Here is a 21,410-nt window from a genome sequence, read left to right as displayed (position 1 = left end):
CATAATAATCCAAATTATTCTCAAGATAATTTAAACAATCTTGAAATAATATTATCTGTTGATTGAATTAACTGCTTGTCATCATTTTTGATTATCTTTTTTTCTAATCCAATCTTTTGAAGTACATCCACATTAAATAACGCTGAGCAACAGAATTCATCATGTTCTATTAATTTCGATTCTCCAAAATGGTTTAAAATTTGTTGCTTTCGACAATTACTTGAATTAACAAACATTATCATATTTTGTAATCCAGTTTCTTTTTCAATTTTCCTTTGTCTAAAAAGGAACTGCACCTCTTCAACTGAGCTTTGTTTCTCATAGTAATAATCTAACAGTTTACCTTTTTCTTCTCCAAGACCAACTAATTCCTTATGTTTTTTAAAATACATCCTAATAAAATCATCATCTGGAATGGTTAAATCAATTAAGTTTCTTTGTAGAAACACATCATTTTCTTGAGAAAAAACAATTGCGATACTCTGCTGGCCATCTCGTCCAGATCGGCCAAATTCTTGTACGTAGCTTTCAAAATCAGCGGGCATATGATAATGGATAACGTATCTAATATCTTTCTTATTAATACCCATACCAAAAGCGCTTGTTGCACATATAACATCTATTTGATTTTCCATAAATTGTCTTTGTACCGTATACCTTGCCATATCATTCAAGTCAGCATGGTACGGTTCAGACCTTAATCCAGTGTTATTATTTATTAAATCTGAGACCTCATTTGCCTTTTTCTTGCTCGAGAAATAAACGATTCCAACACCCTTGATTTTATTCAATAAATTTAATAATTGCTTATTTTTATCAGATTCATCATGCACTTTTAAGACACTTAAAAAAATATTACTTCTATTAACCGATTTAATGATTTTATGAAAATCTCGACCTTCTGTTTTTAATTGTGTCATAATATCATTCTGAATATTTAGTGCAGCTGTGGCTGTCAACGCCAAAACGCAAGGTGTACCAAGTTTCACAATTGCATTATTCAAATCCAAATAATCAGGCCTAAAATCTGGTCCCCAAGTGGAGATACAATGTGCCTCATCTACAACAAATAGTGATACATCTATTTGTTTAAGGGCATTTATCACTTCAAATTGACTTAGCATTTCAGGAGATAAATAAACAAATTTATAAGATTGTATATTTTTTAACACATATTTTTTTTCAGAATAACTCAATATTGATGTTAATCCAATAGCTGTCCCATTACCACGAAAATTAAATTGACTAACTTGATCTTGAATTAAAGATAACAACGGTGAAACGATAACTGTCGTACCATTCATAAGATAGCCAGCTAACTGATAACACAATGATTTCCCAGTCCCTGTAGGTAGTACTGATAACGTGTCTTGACCAGATAAGATAGTTTCTATGGTTTCTTCTTGGCCTATCATAAATGAATCGAATCCAAAGTATTCCATCAATTTTTCTTTTAAATTAATTTTGGACATCTATTTTACTCCTATAAATTTGATACAAACGATAATCGAAAAAATTTATATCAGGTTTCTTATTTTGTATTATTTTAAAAGGTACTTGATCAATATCTCTCCCCATAATTTCAGATAAATCATTAACTATTTTTTTTGTTAAAAAAGTATCAAATGGAAATTTTTCACTAATCATTGCTAATTCAAGTAAATGTTCAAAAATTGTACTAGTCTTCAATCCTCTACTTTTAGCCACATCATTAACAGATAGGCCCATAGTAATTAATCTCATCGTTTCCTTTGCACTTTCAGAAATAATTCCTGTTTTTAGAATTGACTGAACTAATTCTTTGAACACACTTTGTTTTTGCTCCTCAATCCAACTAGCAAAAAAATTTATTGTATCTCTGTATATTAATTGAATCTCCATTTCTGATAGATTCAACTCATTTGCTAACTGTTTATTGGTCAATCCATTAAGATTATGACCAATTAATTTGTTCATAAATATTAAACTAGAATTTGTATCAATTTTTTGCACGAACAATCGTAATTCTAAATTAACTTGTTTTGTTAGTATTGTTTTGTCATTATTAGAAATCCATTTTTTGATATTAAATTTAGTTAATTCGGATGTTACGACAGGATAATAATGACGATTAACAAAGCTAAGTTCAGATACAACTTGTATAGCTAAAATACAAGTTTCTGACCATTCATTAAATTTATATTGATTTATTAATTTAGGGTGCTTAATTTGATATAAATCGCTTTTCGCTTTTTTTTGTCGAATTAAACCATTTTGCGTTAACCGAACTTGCCCATTAGATTCAGTGAGTAATTTATTTTGTTTCAACTTAGAAAGTATTTTTTGATATATTTCATTTGTAAATTGAGGATCAATACTAAAATAATCTAGCAAATCATAACGCATTCCCCAATATATATTGGAAACAGTATTCCGACCTGTAATAATGCTAAATATTACATTAGGTCGCCGATATTCGACATTAAACATTTGTAAGAGATAATCTTCAACCATAAAATACCATCCTTATAAAATAAAATGAGGAAGAATCACTTAAGAATTCTCCCTCATTAATTATACTATAGTTGTTTATATTTTTTATTATTTAACTGAACCCAACCATACATTCTCTGATATAAAAGACTAAATAACCCAACGACCAGAATTCCTTTTATAATATTAAAAGGAACAATACCAACAATAACGTACTTGGATACTGACATTCCGATATTCATACCGATAACATTCAAGTACACTGGTAGAATTACAAAATAATTTGCAATAGATAATACAGCAGTTAGTACAAAGGTACTCACTAAAACTGCCAAAATACTCTTTCCAAGTGTTGGCTTAAGGTTTCCTTTACCTTTGAGAAGATAATATGCTGGAAATGATACCGCCATTGATGCTAAGAAATTACTTCCAACACCTATCAAGCTGGCAATATCTGTTCCAGTTGAAACTAGATACAGCAATGAACGAACGACGGCAACCATCACACCGCTCATTGGTCCCAAAATAAAAAATCCAATTAAAATTGGTAAATCACTAAAATCAATTTTTAAATACGGAAAAATTACTGGGAAAGATAAAAACATTAATACGTATGAGATTGCAGCTAAGAACGCTGTAATCACAACTTTATAAACTGGTGACCGATTCATACTAGAAAACCTCCTGGAAGGCCATCTTCAATGAAGAACCTTTCAAGTAAATAAAAATGAACGCCATTAATCACTAAAGATTAACAGAGTTCATTTGAAATTACTTACTCAAATAAGCCCTATCTTCTTTATCCAGACTTTAACTGTCGGTACTGGAATTACACCAGTCCAGCCACATATACAATGTGGGTCGCGGACTATAACCGCCGGTCGGGAATTACACCCTGCCCCTGAAGACGAACCAAATATTTTATTACGCTACAAAATATAACATAGGATAAAATAAGTTACAATTATTTACGCTCGGCGATACTTTTCAATGCATGAACTTCTTCTTCAGATAACTCACGGTATTGACTCGAAGTTAATCCATATAAATCTAAGAATCCATAAGTTTCACGTTTTAATTTTTCCACTGGATGTCCGACCTCTGCCAACATATTTTTAACTTGATGATTTCGGCCTTCATGAATTGTTAATGAAACAATTGCTTTTTGCTTATTTTTATCTGCTGAAATAATTTTTGAATGAGCAGGAGCCGTTTTCTTACCATCAATTACAATTCCTTGACGTAACGTTTTTAAATCATCATTAGATGGAATACCATTCACTTTAGCGACGTAAGTTTTGTCAATCTTATACTTTGGATGAGTCATTTTGTTGGCTAACTCACCATCATTTGTCATTAATAATAATCCAGAAGTATCATAATCTAATCGACCGACTGGATAAATTCTTTCCCTTACACCTGGAAAATAATCCGTAACAACCTTACGATCTTTATTATCCTTAACAGCCGAAATAACTCCTCTTGGTTTGTAGAATAAATAATAGACTAATGGTTCTTCATTTAAACGAATACCATCAACTTCAATTTTATCTTCACTTGTGACCTTAATACCCAACTCACTTGCAACCTTACCATTCACCTTAACATGACCTTCTGAAATCATTTTTTCGGATTGTCTTCGTGACGCAACACCTGATTGCGCCATAACTTTTTGTAATCTTTCTGCCTCTGCCATATTATTCCTCATTTTCTTGTAATTTTTCGTTAAAATTATTTAAAAAAAGTTTACCTATTTCTCCATCAAAATCTTGATTTTCACTAATCACTGGAAGTTCTTTTAGTTCAGTTAATCCAAAATAATTTAAAAATTGCGTCGTTGTTACATATATAATAGGTCTTCCTGGTACATCAAGACGTCCATTTTCACGAATTAGATCTAAAGCAATCAATTTTTGCAGTGATCCTGAACTTTGAACTCCTCGGATATCATCAATTACAAGTCGTGTCACTGGTTGTTTATAAGCAATGATAGCTAGCGTTTCCAGTGCTGCATTAGAAAGTCTTCTTGAATTAGGATTTTCAAAATAATCTTTAATTAAATCTGCTAATTTCTCTTTTGTTACTAATTGATAACAATCATTATATTGAATTAGCTCCAAGCTAGAATTTATATCATTTTTATACTTTAATGATAATTTTTCAAGTTGTTCTTTAACTGCTGATTTCAATAATCCAGTTAATCTAGATAATTCTGCTAGAGATATTCCTTGATCCCCACTCACAAATAAAAGTCCTTCAATATTTGCTAAATGACTCACCTTCGTACCTCCTTAATACAATAATCTATGGTTCAATTTTTAAAATCTGAATCATTTCATGGCTATTTGCTTGTTTCAATTTAATTTGGTTTAATTTTGAAAGTTCTAATATTGCCAGAAAAGTAACAACAATTTCATCAACCGTTGTTGTTATTTCAAAAAAATCACTAAATATTAAACTCTTATTTGAATTTAGAATGATTTTTTTTATTTCTGATATTTTATCAGAGAGTGATGCTAGTTGCACATTAATTTTTTTCTCAATTGGTTGATGATTTATTTGCTTTATTAAAACTCTTTTAAAAGCATTCTCAAGTGTTTCTAAATCCAGGCCAGGTATATCAAGTTGAGGTTTATCAAATCTATTTTTAGGAATACTACTTTGTTCCTTAGAAAAATAATTCGCACGTTTATTTTCCCTGACGCTCAACTCTCCAGCCGCCTCTTTAAAAATTTGATATTCAATTAATTGTTCGACTAGACTTGCCCTTGGATCAGTTTGAGTTTCCTCTACATTGGAAAATTCTGCCGGTAATAACATTTGACTCTTAATTTTCATCAACGTTGAAGCCATCACTAAATATTGACCAATCACATCTAATGACATATTCGTAGTATCTTTAATAATAGTTAAATATTGCTCTGTTATTTCTGAAATTTGAATATCATAAATATCCATCTCAGAATCTTTGATTAAATGCAGTAACAAATCAAGTGGTCCTTCAAAAGAGGTTAATTTTAATGTTACCTGACTAATAGATTTAAATTTTTGACTCATTTTTTTGCATTTCCCATTTTTCAATTAATTTTGTAGTATCAATTGTACCCATGATTTTTTTATCAGGATATAGCGATAATACAGCGTTCAGAATCAAAAAACTAACTTTTTTATGTCTTTCATCTGGACTCAATGATATTGCCCGAACTACGACAACGTTGCCATCATTTTCAATACCAACTATACCAGTAAAATTACCTGCCTCATTTTTCCAAAGATACAAATCTCGATTTTCTGTATCTTGATAACCTTTAATTGCTAAATTAATTCTAGTAACATCCTTCAAGTCAGGTATAAATGACAACAAGCCCATCGCAATTTTTTCATAATCATTCTTATACTTAATAAGCATTATTGTTCTCCTCTACACGCACGGCATTCATGAGACAATTCATATATTTAAAAATAACTAATATACTTGTTTGTTACCGATATATTAATTTAACGTTGAACTAATAAATTATATTTTCAAATAATTTTATTTATTATCTCTTACCTACTAAAATAGTTTTCTATTAATCATCTGTTTCGTTAATTAATTCATCATTATTAGTTTCAAATTCCTCAGGCATTTTTATTAAAATAAGATTACCATCTTCTTGTTTAACATAACGCTCTTTTAGCAGATGTCCAACAGCTCTCTTAAATTGACCTTTGCTGATACCAAAATATTCTTTAATGTCTTCTGGATTACTTTTATCAGTAAAAGGTAATGTTTTTTCATCATTATGACTTAATGCAGCAATCAACATTGCTGCATCATCACTAATTGCTTCATAGGCACGTGGTTTGATAGATAGATTAATTGTACCGTCAGTTCTAATTCCAATTACACGTCCTTCTAATACTTGACCTAATCTAGGTTCATTAAATCTTTCAGATGGATGGATAAATCCAAGATAATCATCATCAGTAATTACAAAAGTTCCAATCATTTTTAAGCGAATAACTGTAAATTTCATATTTTTATTTTTTAATGAGTCATCAGGTTTCTTAGCAATTGATCGAAACATTTCTTCGTCCGCAACATCACCCCAAATACGATCTTTGGCATCAATTTTAAGTCCAACCATTAATCGATCACCAGCTTTTGGCCAAAGTGATTTCATTTCTGGTAAATCATCTAGTGAAACTGCTACATCTTTGTCTGGTAAACCAATGTCAACGAAGACACCTAAATCTCTTCTAACTTTTACAACGTCTCCGAATGCATATTGATCAATGCCAGCTCTAGGAATTATTGTTGATAAACTCAAATCATGATCTTCGTTCTCATACACAAAGCCTGTAACCATCGAACCGTTCGCTAATTGACTGTTTTTTTCATCTTTCAATAAATGCATTGTTATACTATCTTTTTGTACTAAAAATTCTGTATCATTCTCATCAGTTACCATTGCGGTAACAACTTGTCCCATTATTGAACTCATTTATTTCTCCCATTCAAAAAAATATTATTTTATATTTCTTTATTCATATTTTAAAATTACATACTCACATTTTACCTGATATTAGGCTTAATAGCCAATTGAATAGAAATATTGTGTAATAAAAAAGGGGCTGTGACATAAGTCTCTTCAATATGATATTAAACAAGTCTCCCGAAATCTTTTTTGATTTCGGGAGACTTGTTTCTTTTTACTACTTTTTAATATATTATCTAATTAGAAAAATAAAAAGGAACACTGGCCTTCGACCCCCAATGCTCCTTAATTTAATCCTCGAAAGGACTTAAAAATGCAAAATTATTATAACATAAATCAGACTTGTTTAGCCATCTCAACTGACTATATACCAGAAAAGAATAACACTGCGTGTTATATCAATACGCTAATCGAAAAATTAGAAATAAAAGAACCTTATCTTTTTGGTCGCCCCCGTGAATATAATCTTTCAGCTTTATTGAAGTTATATCTTTTTGCTATAACTCGAGGTGTTTTTAGTAGTCGTCGGGTCGCCTTACTAGCACAAGAAAATTTATCGGCACGTTGGTTAACACAAGAGCAAATGCCATCTTACCGAACTATTGTCCGATTTAGAACGTCGAATGAATTAACTGATTTAATTGATCGCAGTTTAGATACCTTAGTCGAATATTTACGACAACAAAATATGATTAGTGATGCCATCTTTATTGATGGTACTAAGGTTTTGGCTAATGCTAATAAATATAGTTTTATTTGGAAAAAGAATACAATACGTTTTGATCAAATGAATCGCGAAGCGATTTTAGAGCTACTAGTTGAATTAAAAACAGCGCATGCTGCTTGTAAAGTCCCAGAAGGCTCCAATCTAACACTAGAAATGATTGAAGAAGTTATCGATCGACTTGATCAGAAATTAGTAGCATTAGACCAGGAAGTTTCAAGAACTAAGAAGATAAGTCCCAATCCAGCTAAAAGAATTCGAAGAACCCTAAAATCTAAGAAGAATCAATTAACTAAACGCCAACATAAATTAAGTGAACATGAAGCACAAATGAAAATATACGGTACTCGAAATAGCTATTCTAAAACTGATCATGATGCAACTTTTATGCGTATTAAAGAAGATCCAATGTTAAATGGTCAACTTAAGCCAGCTTATAACTTACAAATTGCGACCAGTAACCAATTTATTTTGGGCTACCAATTATTTCAAAATCCAACAGATACTAGAACACTTCAACCGTTTCTTAAAACGTTAAGTACTCATAATAAATTAGATAAATACATTGTTGCCGATGCCGGATATGGATCAGAATCAAACTATCGTTTCATTGAAGATGAATTACCAAATCAAACTGCTATAATTCCTTACGGTACCATGATTAGAGAACAAAGCAAAAAATGGCGAACTGATGATAGAAAAGTTATGAACTGGGATTATCATGAAAATAATGATTACTATATTGATCCGCACGGCGTGCGATTTAACTTTAAAGCGTATCGGAAAAGAACCGATAAATATGGAATAGTTCGTGAATTTAAAGAATATCAAGCAGAGTTACTAGATGAGAATCAGATAATTATTCCTGCGGCTAAAACACTTAGAGGTGCACGTCGTAAGATTCAAGTTAACGGATCTTGGGAATATTTTAAGGCACAACAATGTGAACGACTTTCTGAACCAGAAACGGGTCAAATTTACGCGCACCGTAAAATTGATGTAGAATCCGTTTTTGGTCGAATGAAGGCCTCTTTGCCGTTCAATCAATTTCTATTGCGAGGGATTGAGAAGGTTAAAAAGGAAGCAGGTTTGATAGTAATGGCATTAAATATCCAAAAATTAGCCAGTTTAGGAGGTAAATAATACTTCTGTTTTCTATATTTTTTTAAATAAAAAGAAATAAGGCTCCAGAAATCAAAAAATGATTTCCGGAGCCTTATTTTGAACTTTATTGAAGGGACTTATGTCACAGCCCCTTTTCCAATTTTAAAATATTCAAGTAAGGATTGATACAACCTGATCAATATTATCTTAATTAGTCAATTATATTCATGATTAACCCAATAACATTTTTCGTCACCAATGTCTTACCGATATACTAACTTAGGTTCATCATGTACTTGAACCTTAATATAATTAGTCTACTAATTGAACTTTCAAACTGTTTGTTGTTCCTTTTTCACCAACTGGAAGACCAGCAGTGATTAAGATAAGGTCACCTTTTTTAGCGAAACCTAATTCTTTAGCTTTTTCAGTTGCTAAACTAAACAATGCATCTGTTGATGCTGGTTTTTCAGCAATGATTGGGTGAACACCCCAGTTAACTGATAAACCATGACGAGTTTGTTCGTCAAAAGTAATAGCTAAAATATCTGAGTCAGGACGGTATTTAGAAATCATACGTGCTGTTTGACCAGATTTTGTAGCAGCGATGATAGTTTTAATACCTAAGCTATCAGCTGTTTCAGCAACAGCACGACCAATAGTTTCAGTAACATCATTTTTGTCAAATTCATTTAATGCAAATGAGCTATGTGCACGCAATGCATTTTCAGATTTTTCATCAATACGAGCCATTGTTGCAACTGATTCTACAGGGTAGTCACCATTAGCACTTTCACCTGAAAGCATTGTTGCATCTGTTCCATCAAATACGGCATTAGCAACATCAGATGCTTCAGCACGTGTAGGACGTGGGTTTTCTTGCATTGAATCAAGCATTTGAGTAGCAGTAATAACTGGTTTGCCCAAAGCGTTACATTTTTTGATTAAGTCTTTTTGAACTAAAGGAACATTTTCAGCAGGAATTTCAACACCCATATCGCCACGGGCAATCATTAATCCTTCAGAAACTTCCATAATAGCATCAATATTATCGATACCTTCTTGTGATTCAATCTTAGGGAAGATTTGAACATGTTCCATTCCTTTTTCTTCAAGTAAAGCGCGGATATCTAAAACATCAGCTGGTTTACGTACAAAACTTGCAGCAATGAAATCAATGTTTTGATCTAAACCAAAACGAATATCGTCTGAATCTTTTTCAGTAATACCAGGTAAGTTAATTGATACACCAGGAGCGTTAACACCTTTACGTGAACCTAAACGACCAGAATTCATAACAGTTGTTACTAATTCGTTAGCAGCTGTATCAATTTCATCAATTCTCATATCGATAAGACCATCATCAAACAATACGTGGCCTCCAACATGAACATCTTCAATTAAACCTGGGTAAGTAACAGCAATCTTTTCTTTTGTTCCTTCAAGTGAATCATCCATTGAAATACGAACAATATCATTAATTTCAAAGTTGATTTTACCTTCTTTTTGAACAGTAGTACGGATTTCTGCACCTTTAGTATCAAGCATGATACCAACCATTTTACCAGTAATTTTTTCTGCTTCATGAACTAATGTCATACGACCTAAATGTTCTTCATGGTCACCATGAGAAAAGTTGAAACGGAAAACATTAGCACCGGCTTCGATTAATTTAACAATTGTATCAAGATCTGAACTGGCTGGACCAAGTGTACTTACGATTTTAGTTTTTTTCATTAGATTATGATCTCCTCTTAGTTTACTTATTATTTATAAATAACAATAACAGTATTATATTATTTTGGTGTTGAAAGTCGTGTATTTAAGTCTAAAAGACTCAAATCTGTATGATGTTTATGTTCTTCAAGCGTTGCAACAATATCTTCAGCAACTAATTTGTTGTCTTTAATACCAATTGCTAATCCGCCTTTACCTTCCATAAGAAGTTGAACAGCATAATCACCAAAACGACTTGCTAAGACACGATCTTTGGCAGTTGGTACGCCACCACGTTGTGTATGGCCTAAAATAGTCACACGTGTTTCAAAATTACCATATGTGTCTAATTCAGCAGCAAATTCACTAGCTCCCATAACACCTTCAGCTAATACGATAATTCCTGAATCTTTACCATGTTCACGGTTACTGTTGAGCTTGTCTGCAATTTCTTGCATGTTATATCCTTTTTCAGGAATAACAATAACATCAGCACCACCAGCAATACCGGACCATAAAGCAATATCTCCAGCATTTCTACCCATTACTTCAACGATAAACGTACGTTGATGTGAACGAGCAGTATCGCGAATACGATCAATTGCATCAAGAGCTGTGTTAACAGCTGTATCAAATCCAACTGTGAAATCTGTATCAGGAATATCATTATCGATTGTTCCTGGAATACCAACAGCGTTAAATCCACGTTTTGTGAGTGCTAAAGCACCATGGTATGAACCATCCCCACCGATAACAACTAAAGCATCGATACCGAACTTTTTAAGTTGTTCGATACCTTTTAATTGTCCTTCAGCAGTTGCAAATTCAGGATAACGGGCTGAATATAACATTGTTCCACCGCGTTGAATAACATCATCAACGTCAGCATATTCAATTTTATGAATATCGCCAGCAACTAAACCAGCAAAACCATAATTAATACCGTATGCTTCTAATCCTTCACCAATTACACGACGTGCAACAGCACGAACTGAAGCGTTCATACCTGGCGCATCTCCACCACTTGTTAAAATACCAATGCGTTTCATTTCTTCACCTCAATAAGTAATTTAAGTACATATTTCACTCACTATATTAACACTTTTCAGAAAAGTTGTCTTGTTAAATGTGAAAATATTTTCAGTATTTTCAAGAATAAATTACTTAATGACGACATTTTCAGAACCTAATATTTTTGTAAGCGCTGTATGTGTTTCTTTGTCGTTCCTTAACCAATAAGTTCTATCTAAACTAATTTTACGATTGTCTTTTTCATAGTACAAAATAACCGGTGTTTGACCTAACCTTATTTTCATGGTTTGCATTAATTTTTCTATTTTTTCATTTGTTGTTTCTTTAGTAATCTTCAAAAACCATTTTTTTTGAGTTATTCGTTTAAAATAATCATCTGCTAATTCTATTTTTTTAACAATAATTTGTAATCCTCTATTTGTTTCAACATCCCCCGAAACGACAACGACCTTATTTTTTTCAAGTAAAGATTCTTTCTGTCGAAATAAATCAGGAAATATTGTCAAATCAATCTCACTTGTTTCATCCGAACCATTTACAAAGGCCATTTGTTGACCCTTCTTTGTTCGAATAACTTTTACTCTCGTAAGATTAACTAAAATGGTTACATGTGTCTTATCAGATATTTCCGATATTTTTTTAAAATCGCTTTGATTTAGCTGTTTCCGATACTTCTCAACCGGATGTCCCGAAAGATACGCACCTAAATATTGTGATTCTTTTTCTAATCGAACCATTAATGGAAAGTTTGATTGTCTTGCTATCTTAGGTGTTAATAATTCAAATAAATTAGTATTATTTCCACTTAAATCAATACTACTAATTAATTCTGGTAGAGCACTAATCAACTCAGCACGATTATATTCAAATTGATCAAAACACCCAGAATATATTAAAGCTGAAATATTTTCCTCATTTAAATATTTTTTATCTATCCGATGCAGGAAGGATTGGAAATCTGTGAACAATTCTTTTTTCCGTAATGTAATGATATGTTCAATAAAGTCTTTTCTAAGTCCTTTAATACTATTTAATCCAAATAAAACAATATTTTGTCTTAAACTAAAACCTACCTCGCTCATATTAATATCAGGTAATTTAATTATTACATGATATTGCTTTGCTTCCACTAAGTATTCTTTTATTTTTTGCGGATTATTACCAACGGAATTTAAAATAGCTTCAAAAAATGCAGCTGGAAAATTAGCTTTAATATAGGCTAATTGAAAAGCAATTTTACTATAGGCAACGGCATGTGAACGATTAAATCCATAATTAGCAAACTGCTCAATATAACTATAAACTGTTTTAGCTACATCTTCTTGAATTCCATTATCATATGCCCCATTGATAAACTGAGTACGCATTTCATCAATAGTCTTTTTTTTCTTTTTACTCATTGCTCGGCGTAGTAAATCAGCTTCACCAAGTGTAAAATTACCCATCTTTGATGCGACCTGCATAACCTGCTCCTGATAAACTAATACACCATAGGTTGACTCAAGAATTTGTTTTAAACTATTGTCCGGAAATGTTATTTTTTCAAGATGATGTTTTCGTGCAATAAATGTATCTATATTTTCCATCGGACCCGGCCGATATAACGCATTTACAGCTGCGATATCTTCAAAAGATGTTGGTTGTAATTTTTTTAAAACATTTTTGATACCATTAGATTCAAATTGGAAAACACCGGATGTATCACCTAATCTAAAAAGAGCTAATGTTTTTTCATCTTCTAAATTAATGAATGCTGGATTGAAGTCTGCTTGATAATTCTTTTTAACCTGTGTTACAGCTTGATCTAAAATATTTAAATTACGTAGACCTAAAATATCGATTTTTAATAAACCAACATTTTCAACTATATCTTTAGAATACTGCGTTAAAAGAATATCCTCACTTCCATTTTGTAACGGAACCACTTCTCGTAAATCAATTTGGCTCAATACGACCCCTGCTGCATGCGTAGAGTAGTGTCTTGGAATCCCTTCGATATGCTGCGCAATTGTAAAAATATTTTTATTTTTGGAACTATCATTAACTAAATTACGTAATTTTTGTGATTGTGCTAGCGCCTCTGTCAACGTAATTTTCAAAACATTTGGAATTGAATCACTCCACCCTTTCATTTCAAAAGGTGATACACCAAATACTCGACCAACATCCCTCAAAGCCTGTTTTGCTGCCATTGTGCCAAATGTAATAATTTGAGCCATGTGATAATGTCCATATTTTTGATGTAAATAATTAAGGATTAGTCCACGTTTATCATCTGGAATATCTAAATCAATATCCGGCATCTGAACACGTTTTGAATTCAAAAAACGTTCAAACAATAAATTATATTTAATTGGATCAACATCCGTAATCGTTAAAACGTAGGCTGTGATCGATCCAGCAGATGACCCTCGTCCTGGGCCAGTTATAATATTTTGCGAATGAGCATAGTTCATAATATCCCAAACGATTAAAAAGTAATCTTCAAATCCCATTTGTTGAATAACGTTTAACTCAAGTTCTAATCTTTGTTTATATTCCTTAGGTACACCATTTGGAAACCGCTCATTTAATCCAGTATTACACATACTTCTCAAATAACTATGTGCTGTTTCATTATTAGGTAATGGATACTCAGGTAGTTTGGGTTGTGAGAATGTTAATTCCAGAGACGTTTCATCTGCTAAATTTTGGGTTTCTTGAATTGCATCTGCCATTAGCAATTCTTGATATTGCTCCGTTATCTCTTTTGGATTTCTTAATGCATATTCTCCCTGAATTTGTTCATCAACTTTATTAATTAAAATCGTTTCACCAGTACTAATTGCCTTTAACACATCAATATCAAACTGATTTTCAGCATCCAAATAAGCTACTTCATCTAGCGCAATTACACGAATATCAAAATTTTGAGCTAAAGATTTAATTGATTGTGCCGTAATTTTATCCATTAAGTGAGATAGGCCAACTCGAATATTTTCTGAACCTATTAAGCTTTGATATTTGGCTAATAATTCTTTTGCATCGGATATTTGACTTTGTTCAATTAAATAACTAAATTCACTTTTTTCACTAGGTGATAATATAAATAAACCGTCTAAATAGTTAGTTAAACTACTAAAGTTTAACTTATCATCATTTAAGGTCATTTTTAAGGTCGATAATTGCATTAAATTTTGATAACCTTGTTTATCTTTTGCAATAAAGGTCAATTCATATTCATGGTTTGTTTCGATTAAACCGGAGATATCTAACGTTAGTCCGATAATTGGCTTAATTTCAGCTTTTTGACAGGCATTATAAAAATCAATTGCACCATACAATGTATTATTATCTGTTAAGGCAATTGCTTTATAGCCTTTACTTTTAGCACTTTGAACAAGATCATTAATTTTAGTGGTGCTTTGTAATAAGCTGAATGAACTTTTAACTTTTAACGGAACAAACATTTTATCCCCCTTTTCACGTATCTATTAATGTTATTATACAAAACTTTTTAACAATACCCAATAGACACTAAAAAGCTTTTGCAAAAATAATTATTTGTGCTAAAATTAGCTTTGAATGTGAGGTGCTGTTCTATGATGAAACAATTAACAATTCTCTTTTGGGGCTTCATTTTTGGTGAAGTAATTGGTTATATCGTAAGCTCACTAACTGGTACATTGTTTGCACCAGTTTTGTTAATCGGTATTATTTTTGCAGTTACCGGCTTAATTGTCGTAAATTGCCTCTACGCCATTCTCAAAGATCCTAAATCAGATAAATAAAAAAAGATAAACTAATTAGTTTATCTTTTTTTTGGCTTTATAAGACTATAAGGAAAAATTTGAGAAAGAAAGGTCTCAATATGTCCTCTAGTTTAACTCATCCACACTATTTAATAATACCTATTTTGTTTCTTCAGATACTAATTTTATAATTTCTAGAACAACATCCGTTGCTTTTTCCATTGTTTCAACTGAAACAAATTCAAATCGCGCATGCATATTTTCTGCTCCAGCAAATATATTTGGTGTTGGTAATCCCATGAATGAGATTTTTGAACCATCTGTCCCACCACGTACTGGATAGATATCCGGTTTAATTGCTAAATTTTCCATAGCTTCTTTAGCAACAGTCACAACAGTCATATCCTTCTCGATTACTTCACGCATATTGTAATATTGATCTACCATATCAATTGTCACACGTTCAGAATCAAAATCAGCATTCATTTTATCAGCAATACCCATCATATACTTTTTGCGATCTTCGAATTTTTGGCGATCATGATCACGAATAATATATACCATTTTTGCTTCATCAACTGTACCTTCTACTGAAATTAAATGGTAAAAACCTTCGCGGCCTTCAGTTTTTTCAGGTACTTCATCTTGTGGTAATAATGAGTCAAATTGATTTGCTAACTTACTTGCATTAATTAAAACACCTTTAGCAGTTGCAGGATGAACTTCCTTACCTTGAATTGAAACGACTGCTTGAGCAGCATTAAATGTTTCATATTCTAATTCACCTAATGGTCCACCATCAACAGTGTAAGCTAAATCAGCTCCAAAATCGGCTACGTCAAATTTATCAGCACCTACCCCAATTTCCTCATCAGGTCCAATACCAACTTTAATGTCACCATGCTTAATTTCAGGATGTGCAACTAAATAAGCTACAGCAGTAATAATTTCAGCTACTCCCGATTTATCATCTGATCCTAATAGTGTTGAACCATCTGTTGTAATTAATGTATTGCCTTTATAATTTTTTAAATTTGGAAATTCTTTAATAGTTAGTTTAAATTTACCATCATCGTCAAGATTAATATCAGATTCGCCATCATAATTTTCAACGAATTGGGGGTTAACACCCTCTGCTGTAAATGCAGCTGTATCCATATGTGAAATAAAACCAACCGCTTTAACGTTTTTACCAGCTTCTAAATTACTTGGTAATGTTGCTAAAACATACCCACTTTTTTTAGAAATACGTGCATCCTTTAATCCAATTTGTAAAAGTTCTTCCTTTAATTCTTTCGCAAATTCAACTTGAGTTTGCGTTGAAGGAGTTACCCCTGAATTTTCATCAGAACGAGTTTCTACTTTAACATACTTAATAAAACGTGGAATTAATTCTTCATATTTTGTCATGATAGCGTATCTCCTAATCTATTATTTAATATCTCTAATCATACTCTAATTTTAAAATTAAATAAACTGAAATGGATCTGTATTAATATCTGATTCAATAATCTCAATTTGCCAATTATTTTCTAGATTCCATTCTCCAAATAACCGTTTCAATTGTGCTTTACAGATACTTTCAACATGATGGCCCGGATCAATAACTGACAACCCTTCTGCTAACATGTCATGAGCCGTGTGGTAGTAGACATCTCCTGTTACGTAAACATCCGCCTGCTGCTTAATTGCCTCATGATAAAATTTACCACCATCACCACCTAGAACTGCAACACGCTTAATTGATTGCGTCAAATCATTAGAAATCAGTCTTAATCCACTTATGTTAAATTGCTTCTTACAATATTCAGAAAATTCAATAACAGTCATAGGACTAGTTAAATTTCCGATTCGACCCATTCCATAATCTGAACTATTTGTATGCACTAACGGGATTGTTTCTTGTAATTTTAAACGACTCGCTAACCAATCATTCATCCCACCTGTAACATTGTCTAAATTAGTATGAGCTGCATACACTGTTATATTATGACTCAATAAATCGGCATACATTTTATTTTGAGGATTCGTAGTATCCAAATTTTTTGCCGGTCTAAATATTAATGGATGATGTGCGAAAATAAAATCTACATTTTTATTAATTGCTTCTTGGACAACTTCTGGACGAACATCTAAAGTTGTCATTACTTTAGTAACAGTATTATTAATATCACCTAATTGTAGGCCTACTGGATCACCAATTTCAGCCATACTTTTTGGAGCAAATACTTCGAATTGATTGACTAAATCAATAATTTTTGTCATCCCAGCATCTCCTCAATTTCTTTGATATCAACTTCTAATATCCTTTTTTTATCAATAGGAACTTTATTTGCTGCCTCAAAATTTTTTAAAACTTTACGCTTTTTTTCCATTTGCTTGTGCCATTTAGCTTTGAATACATCGCTTTGCTCAATTCTTAATTTAGGTCCATACTTTAAATCTAATATCGAGTAGCTCATTTTAGTGTTAACTTTCTCAGCAACAATAATTTCATAGACATGATGGTCGTCTTCGACAATATCTTCATCAATAATTTGATATGAATGATCCATTAACCATTCTCTTATTAATTTTTGTCCAACATTAGGTTGAATAATTAAACGACGGACACCCGTTAATTTTTCTAAATCGGCAGTAAATATATCCTTTATTAAAGGGCCACCCATTCCGGCAATTGTGATAGTATCAATATTATCGTCTAATTTAATTGCCTTTAACCCATTAGCTAATCTTGGCATTATCATGTGGTCTAATCGTTCTGTATTAATTTCTGTTACGGCATTTTCATAAGGCCCTTTAGCTACTTCTCCAGCAACAGCATATGAAATAATTTTATTAATAGCTAAATACGCAGGTAAGTAAGCATGATCCGATCCAATATCGGCCAATCGTGCATTTTTTGGTACAAATTTTGCAACTCGAACTAATCGATCTGATAAATGTCGTGCATCCATTTCTTGATCCTCTTCTTTCGTATCTTATCTTTTCTTATTATAACTAAAAAAGGACCATTATAAAACAGGTTTCGTTTTATAATGGTCCTTAAATTTTTTATTCTAAGAAATCTTTTAATTGTTTTGAACGAGATGGATGGCGTAGTTTACGTAATGCTTTAGCTTCAATTTGACGAATACGTTCACGTGTCACTCCAAACACTTTACCAACTTCTTCAAGTGTTCTTGTGCGACCATCATCAAGACCGAATCTTAAACGCAGAACATTTTCTTCACGATCTGTTAATGTATCAAGAACATTTTCTAGTTGCTCCTTCAAGAGTTCATAAGCCGCATGGTCAGCTGGACTAGTTGCATCTTGATCTTCAATAAAATCACCTAAATGTGAATCATCTTCTTCACCAATTGGTGTCTCTAATGAAACAGGTTCTTGAGCAATTTTTAAAATTTCACGAACTTTTTCGGCTGGCATAGCTGGCATATCCATTTCAGCACCAATTTCTTCAGGAATTGGTTCGCGAACAAGTTCTTGTAATAATTGGCGTTGAATTCTGATTAATTTATTAATTGTTTCAACCATATGAACTGGAATTCTAATTGTACGTGCTTGATCAGCAATAGCACGTGTAATTGCTTGTCTAATCCACCATGTCGCATATGTTGAGAATTTAAATCCTTTACGATAATCAAATTTCTCAACAGCCTTCATTAATCCCATGTTACCCTCTTGAATTAAATCAAGAAATTGCATTCCACGACCAACGTAACGTTTAGCAATTGAAACAACTAAACGTAAATTAGCTTCTGCCAATTTTTGTTTTGCTTCTTCGTCGCCTTCTTCAATTTTTAATGCTAAAGCAACTTCTTCTTCAGCTTTTAAAAGGTTAACACGACCAATTTCTTTCAAATACATTCTAACTGGGTCATTAATTTTTATTCCAGTTGGTGCTGATGTGTCTTTTAAAGCTTTCTTTGTAACTTTTTCAGCTGCTTTTAAACTATGTTCACTTGGGTTTCCCTCTTCATCAACAACAGCAATACCAGCATCTGCGACTTTTTGAAGTAATTTATCCATACGATCAGCATCTAAATGGAATGGTGTTGCTAGTTCATCTGTTAAATTATCATACTTAATTTCTTTTTTTACTTTATATTCCTTGATCAACTTCGTTTGTGCTTTTTTAAAGCCTTTTTCGTCAAATTCTGATTCTTCAACTTTTTCTACTTTTTTTACCATTAATAATTCCTCCCTTAGATGGATGTTCGTGGTACTTGTTGTTTTTGATATAATGCAATTAACTTAACTGATAATTCATTGGTTAGTTCTGTATTGCCAAGACGATTTGCTTCCATAAGATCTGATCGAACTTGATTAATTGATTGTTCCATCGGCGAATCATTCATAATGACGGACACACAATCATCAAATTCATCCTCTGAAGACTCTTCTGCAACTGTCATCAGCTCTATTTGCATTAAAAATCTCTTTGAAGACTCTTCTGGCAAGTAATCTAAAAAACTAGCAATTTCATATTGCTCATGTAATTCTAAATAGCCTTCAGCTAACGTATATATTAACTGATAACTATCATGAACAAAACTAAAATCATCAATTGATCGAATTTTCAGCCAAGCTGTATGATCATGTAATATACGATAAAGCAATAATCTTTCAGCTCTTTCAACACGATCAATTTTTTCATCGCTCATGACCTCTGAGCGATTTTCTACAGGTGGTTCATCTGTTCGAACCCTTGGAACTTGATTAACTTGTTGCACTACTTTTGGTTGAACGGCAACTAAATCAATTAACTGTTGTCTTAGAATTCCTTTATCAATTTTAAATTCATCTGCCAACTGATTAATATAAATATCTTGCTCAAACGGCGTTTTAATTGTAGTTAAAACTTGTAGTACTTGATCAATATAATCAATTTGCTCACTTTCATTTTTTAAGTTTTTATTTCGTTTCAAAAAATTCATTTTGAATGAAATAACCGTCTCTCGAGCAGAGTGAGCTAACTCCAGAAACGCTTCTTTACCATTTTTTTTAACAAACTCATCAGGATCCATACCGTTAGGAATGGCTAGCACGCCAACTTTCATTTTTGTCTGATTCGCTAGCAGGTTCAAAGCACGATTTGTTGCATTTTGCCCGGGTTCATCCCCATCATAACAAATATTTAATTGTGATGTTGAACGTTCTAACAAATAAATTTGTTCATTTGTTAAACTTGTTCCCATAGAGGCGACACCATTTTTAACTCCAGAGCGGTATGCTGCTAAAACATCCATAAATCCTTCGAACAAAATAACATTTCCTTCTGTCCGAATTTCTTTTTTTGCCAAATCGTAATTAAATAGAATCTCTCTTTTATTAAAAATAGGCGTTTCAGGACTGTTTAAATATTTAGGTAATTCTTTATTTTTTTCAAGCAGACGACCTGAAAAGGCAACAACTTGACCATTTTGATTTCTAATCGGAAACATCACTCGATCAATAAATCGTTCACGCAAATCACCTGTTTGATTTTCAATAAATAGTCCAGACTGCCTTAATAATTGATAGTCTACTTTCTTTTCCTTAAAAAAATCTTGTAAGACCGATTTCCCAGGCGCAAATCCAATTTGGAAAGTTTTGATAATTTCATCCGTTATACCACGATTATGCAGGTAATCTAATGCCTTTTGACCCATTTCTGTATTCATTAAAATGTGTTGATATAATTTAGCACCGTCATCATGAATTTGCTTTAACTGACGATTTTCAGTTGATTCTTGTGTCCTTGCTGACTGAGATTCAGAATATTTACTATCGATATCCATTCCTGAAAATTCTGCAACTTTATTGACAGATTCTGGAAAGCTAAGTCCCTCTAGCTCAATTAAGAACTTAAAAACATTCCCACCTCTTCCACAGCTAAAACAGTGAAAAATTTGTTTCTCTTCGCTTACAGAAAATGAAGGCGTTTTTTCTTCATGAAATGGACATAAACCCATAAAATTACTACCAGATTTTTTTAATCCGACATACTGACTAATGATATCAGTAATATTCACACTAGTTCGCACCTGTTCAATTACGTTTTCGGGTATTCTCATTCCAACTACTCACCTCCAAAACTAACGATACGAAGTTACCTATATTTTGAGTACCCATAATAATAGCATTTATTTGACATAAATACAATTA

The 21,410-nt window shown here is 32.2% G+C and carries 16 protein-coding genes, 2 pseudogenes and 1 riboswitch; of the genes and pseudogenes, 2 read left to right on the top strand and 16 right to left on the bottom strand.

All coding sequences use genetic code 11. From position 1 onward, the window contains the following. Window positions 1-20: 20 nt before the first annotated feature. The 8 genes from AC1RPV_RS02270 to AC1RPV_RS02235 form a co-directional block, all read right to left on the bottom strand. The gene (locus tag AC1RPV_RS02270) at window positions 21-1,472 is read right to left on the bottom strand and encodes a RecQ family ATP-dependent DNA helicase (RefSeq protein ID WP_481761346.1); all 1,452 of its coding nucleotides are present in this window, start codon (window positions 1,470-1,472) and stop codon (window positions 21-23) included. Then, window positions 1,459-2,493 (bottom strand): helix-turn-helix domain-containing protein, encoded by a 1,035-nt coding sequence (locus tag AC1RPV_RS02265; RefSeq protein WP_481761347.1) that lies wholly within the window; start codon window positions 2,491-2,493, stop codon window positions 1,459-1,461. Before AC1RPV_RS02265 ends, AC1RPV_RS02270 begins: the two co-directional genes overlap by 14 nt. A 65-nt stretch (window positions 2,494-2,558) precedes the next feature. Next, window positions 2,559-3,143: an ECF transporter S component gene (locus AC1RPV_RS02260; RefSeq protein ID WP_409022504.1), complete on the bottom strand. Its 585-nt coding sequence runs from the start codon at window positions 3,141-3,143 to the stop codon at window positions 2,559-2,561. A gap of 117 nt (window positions 3,144-3,260) precedes the next feature. After that, a riboswitch (FMN riboswitch) is annotated at window positions 3,261-3,385 on the bottom strand. Window positions 3,386-3,436: 51 nt separating this feature from the next. Further along, the gene (locus AC1RPV_RS02255; protein ID WP_409022503.1) at window positions 3,437-4,168 is read right to left on the bottom strand and encodes a pseudouridine synthase; all 732 of its coding nucleotides are present in this window, start codon (window positions 4,166-4,168) and stop codon (window positions 3,437-3,439) included. Between the two features lies 1 nt (window position 4,169). Next, window positions 4,170-4,751 carry an SMC-Scp complex subunit ScpB gene (gene scpB / locus AC1RPV_RS02250; RefSeq protein ID WP_481761348.1) on the bottom strand — a complete coding sequence of 194 codons (582 nt, stop codon included), beginning with the start codon at window positions 4,749-4,751 and terminating at the stop codon, window positions 4,170-4,172. A 25-nt stretch (window positions 4,752-4,776) separates the two neighbouring features. Next, window positions 4,777-5,529: a segregation and condensation protein A gene (locus AC1RPV_RS02245; RefSeq protein WP_481761349.1), complete on the bottom strand. Its 753-nt coding sequence runs from the start codon at window positions 5,527-5,529 to the stop codon at window positions 4,777-4,779. Continuing rightward, window positions 5,513-5,881 (bottom strand): N-acetyltransferase, encoded by a 369-nt coding sequence (locus AC1RPV_RS02240; RefSeq protein ID WP_481761350.1) that lies wholly within the window; start codon window positions 5,879-5,881, stop codon window positions 5,513-5,515. Before AC1RPV_RS02240 ends, AC1RPV_RS02245 begins: the two co-directional genes overlap by 17 nt. A gap of 163 nt (window positions 5,882-6,044) precedes the next feature. After that, a complete protein-coding gene (locus AC1RPV_RS02235; protein WP_481761351.1) occupies window positions 6,045-6,959 on the bottom strand; it encodes a CvfB family protein in 915 nt (304 codons plus the stop codon). A 307-nt stretch (window positions 6,960-7,266) separates the two neighbouring features. Between AC1RPV_RS02235 and AC1RPV_RS02230 the strand changes: the two are divergent. Continuing rightward, a pseudogene (locus AC1RPV_RS02230) lies at window positions 7,267-8,811 on the top strand (IS1182 family transposase); the annotation flags it as partial. A gap of 288 nt (window positions 8,812-9,099) precedes the next feature. Here AC1RPV_RS02230 and pyk read toward each other — a convergent pair. The 3 genes and pseudogenes from pyk to dnaE all read right to left on the bottom strand — a co-directional run. Continuing rightward, window positions 9,100-10,518 (bottom strand): annotated as a pseudogene (gene pyk, locus AC1RPV_RS02225) (pyruvate kinase); the annotation flags it as partial. A gap of 59 nt (window positions 10,519-10,577) precedes the next feature. Next, on the bottom strand, window positions 10,578-11,546 hold the full coding sequence (pfkA, locus tag AC1RPV_RS02220; protein WP_481761352.1) for a 6-phosphofructokinase: 969 nt from the start codon (window positions 11,544-11,546) through the stop codon (window positions 10,578-10,580). A gap of 111 nt (window positions 11,547-11,657) precedes the next feature. After that, window positions 11,658-14,978 carry a DNA polymerase III subunit alpha gene (dnaE, locus tag AC1RPV_RS02215; protein ID WP_481761353.1) on the bottom strand — a complete coding sequence of 1,107 codons (3,321 nt, stop codon included), beginning with the start codon at window positions 14,976-14,978 and terminating at the stop codon, window positions 11,658-11,660. Between the two features lie 132 nt (window positions 14,979-15,110). Here dnaE and AC1RPV_RS02210 point away from each other — a divergent pair, with 132 nt between their 5' ends. Further along, on the top strand, window positions 15,111-15,299 hold the full coding sequence (locus AC1RPV_RS02210; protein WP_409022496.1) for a YjzD family protein: 189 nt from the start codon (window positions 15,111-15,113) through the stop codon (window positions 15,297-15,299). A 120-nt stretch (window positions 15,300-15,419) separates the two neighbouring features. On the opposite strand, the gene pepT is transcribed toward AC1RPV_RS02210, so the two are convergent. The 5 genes from pepT to dnaG form a co-directional block, all read right to left on the bottom strand. Further along, window positions 15,420-16,670 carry a peptidase T gene (gene pepT, locus AC1RPV_RS02205; protein WP_481761354.1) on the bottom strand — a complete coding sequence of 417 codons (1,251 nt, stop codon included), beginning with the start codon at window positions 16,668-16,670 and terminating at the stop codon, window positions 15,420-15,422. A 57-nt stretch (window positions 16,671-16,727) separates the two neighbouring features. Further along, window positions 16,728-17,525, bottom strand: coding sequence for a Nif3-like dinuclear metal center hexameric protein (locus AC1RPV_RS02200; protein ID WP_481761355.1), 798 nt, complete (start codon window positions 17,523-17,525; stop codon window positions 16,728-16,730). Then, a complete protein-coding gene (locus AC1RPV_RS02195) occupies window positions 17,522-18,217 on the bottom strand; it encodes a tRNA (adenine(22)-N(1))-methyltransferase (protein WP_481761356.1) in 696 nt (231 codons plus the stop codon). The genes AC1RPV_RS02200 and AC1RPV_RS02195 overlap by 4 nt, the downstream gene beginning before the upstream one ends. A 97-nt stretch (window positions 18,218-18,314) precedes the next feature. Next, window positions 18,315-19,454: an RNA polymerase sigma factor RpoD gene (gene rpoD, locus AC1RPV_RS02190; RefSeq protein ID WP_409022492.1), complete on the bottom strand. Its 1,140-nt coding sequence runs from the start codon at window positions 19,452-19,454 to the stop codon at window positions 18,315-18,317. Between the two features lie 14 nt (window positions 19,455-19,468). Next, entirely contained in the window at window positions 19,469-21,319 is a 1,851-nt protein-coding gene (gene dnaG, locus AC1RPV_RS02185; protein WP_481761357.1) for a DNA primase, read from the bottom strand. Between the last annotated feature and the right edge of the window lie 91 nt (window positions 21,320-21,410).

It is taken from the genome of Dellaglioa sp. CoH-55-MRSF-9 (assembly GCF_056782155.1).
Note: the sequence above shows the minus strand (reverse complement) of the source record. Positions and strands in the feature narration are given on the sequence as shown.

Excerpts from the sequence above, each read along its gene's own strand:
- pepT (WP_481761354.1), bottom strand. The coding sequence starts at position 16,670 with ATGACAAAATATGAAGAATTAATTCCACGTTTTATTAAGTATGTTAAA.
- AC1RPV_RS02195 (WP_481761356.1), bottom strand. The coding sequence starts at position 18,217 with ATGGATGCACGACATTTATCAGATCGATTAGTTCGAGTTGCAAAATTT.
- dnaG (WP_481761357.1), bottom strand. The coding sequence starts at position 21,319 with ATGAGAATACCCGAAAACGTAATTGAACAGGTGCGAACTAGTGTGAAT.
- AC1RPV_RS02245 (WP_481761349.1), bottom strand. The coding sequence starts at position 5,529 with ATGAGTCAAAAATTTAAATCTATTAGTCAGGTAACATTAAAATTAACC.
- AC1RPV_RS02260 (WP_409022504.1), bottom strand. The coding sequence starts at position 3,143 with ATGAATCGGTCACCAGTTTATAAAGTTGTGATTACAGCGTTCTTAGCT.
- AC1RPV_RS02240 (WP_481761350.1), bottom strand. The coding sequence starts at position 5,881 with ATGCTTATTAAGTATAAGAATGATTATGAAAAAATTGCGATGGGCTTG.
- AC1RPV_RS02210 (WP_409022496.1), top strand. The coding sequence starts at position 15,111 with ATGATGAAACAATTAACAATTCTCTTTTGGGGCTTCATTTTTGGTGAA.
- AC1RPV_RS02265 (WP_481761347.1), bottom strand. The coding sequence starts at position 2,493 with ATGGTTGAAGATTATCTCTTACAAATGTTTAATGTCGAATATCGGCGA.
- dnaE (WP_481761353.1), bottom strand. The coding sequence starts at position 14,978 with ATGTTTGTTCCGTTAAAAGTTAAAAGTTCATTCAGCTTATTACAAAGC.
- AC1RPV_RS02200 (WP_481761355.1), bottom strand. The coding sequence starts at position 17,525 with ATGACAAAAATTATTGATTTAGTCAATCAATTCGAAGTATTTGCTCCA.
- AC1RPV_RS02270 (WP_481761346.1), bottom strand. The coding sequence starts at position 1,472 with ATGTCCAAAATTAATTTAAAAGAAAAATTGATGGAATACTTTGGATTC.
- AC1RPV_RS02255 (WP_409022503.1), bottom strand. The coding sequence starts at position 4,168 with ATGGCAGAGGCAGAAAGATTACAAAAAGTTATGGCGCAATCAGGTGTT.
- AC1RPV_RS02235 (WP_481761351.1), bottom strand. The coding sequence starts at position 6,959 with ATGAGTTCAATAATGGGACAAGTTGTTACCGCAATGGTAACTGATGAG.
- rpoD (WP_409022492.1), bottom strand. The coding sequence starts at position 19,454 with ATGGTAAAAAAAGTAGAAAAAGTTGAAGAATCAGAATTTGACGAAAAA.
- pfkA (WP_481761352.1), bottom strand. The coding sequence starts at position 11,546 with ATGAAACGCATTGGTATTTTAACAAGTGGTGGAGATGCGCCAGGTATG.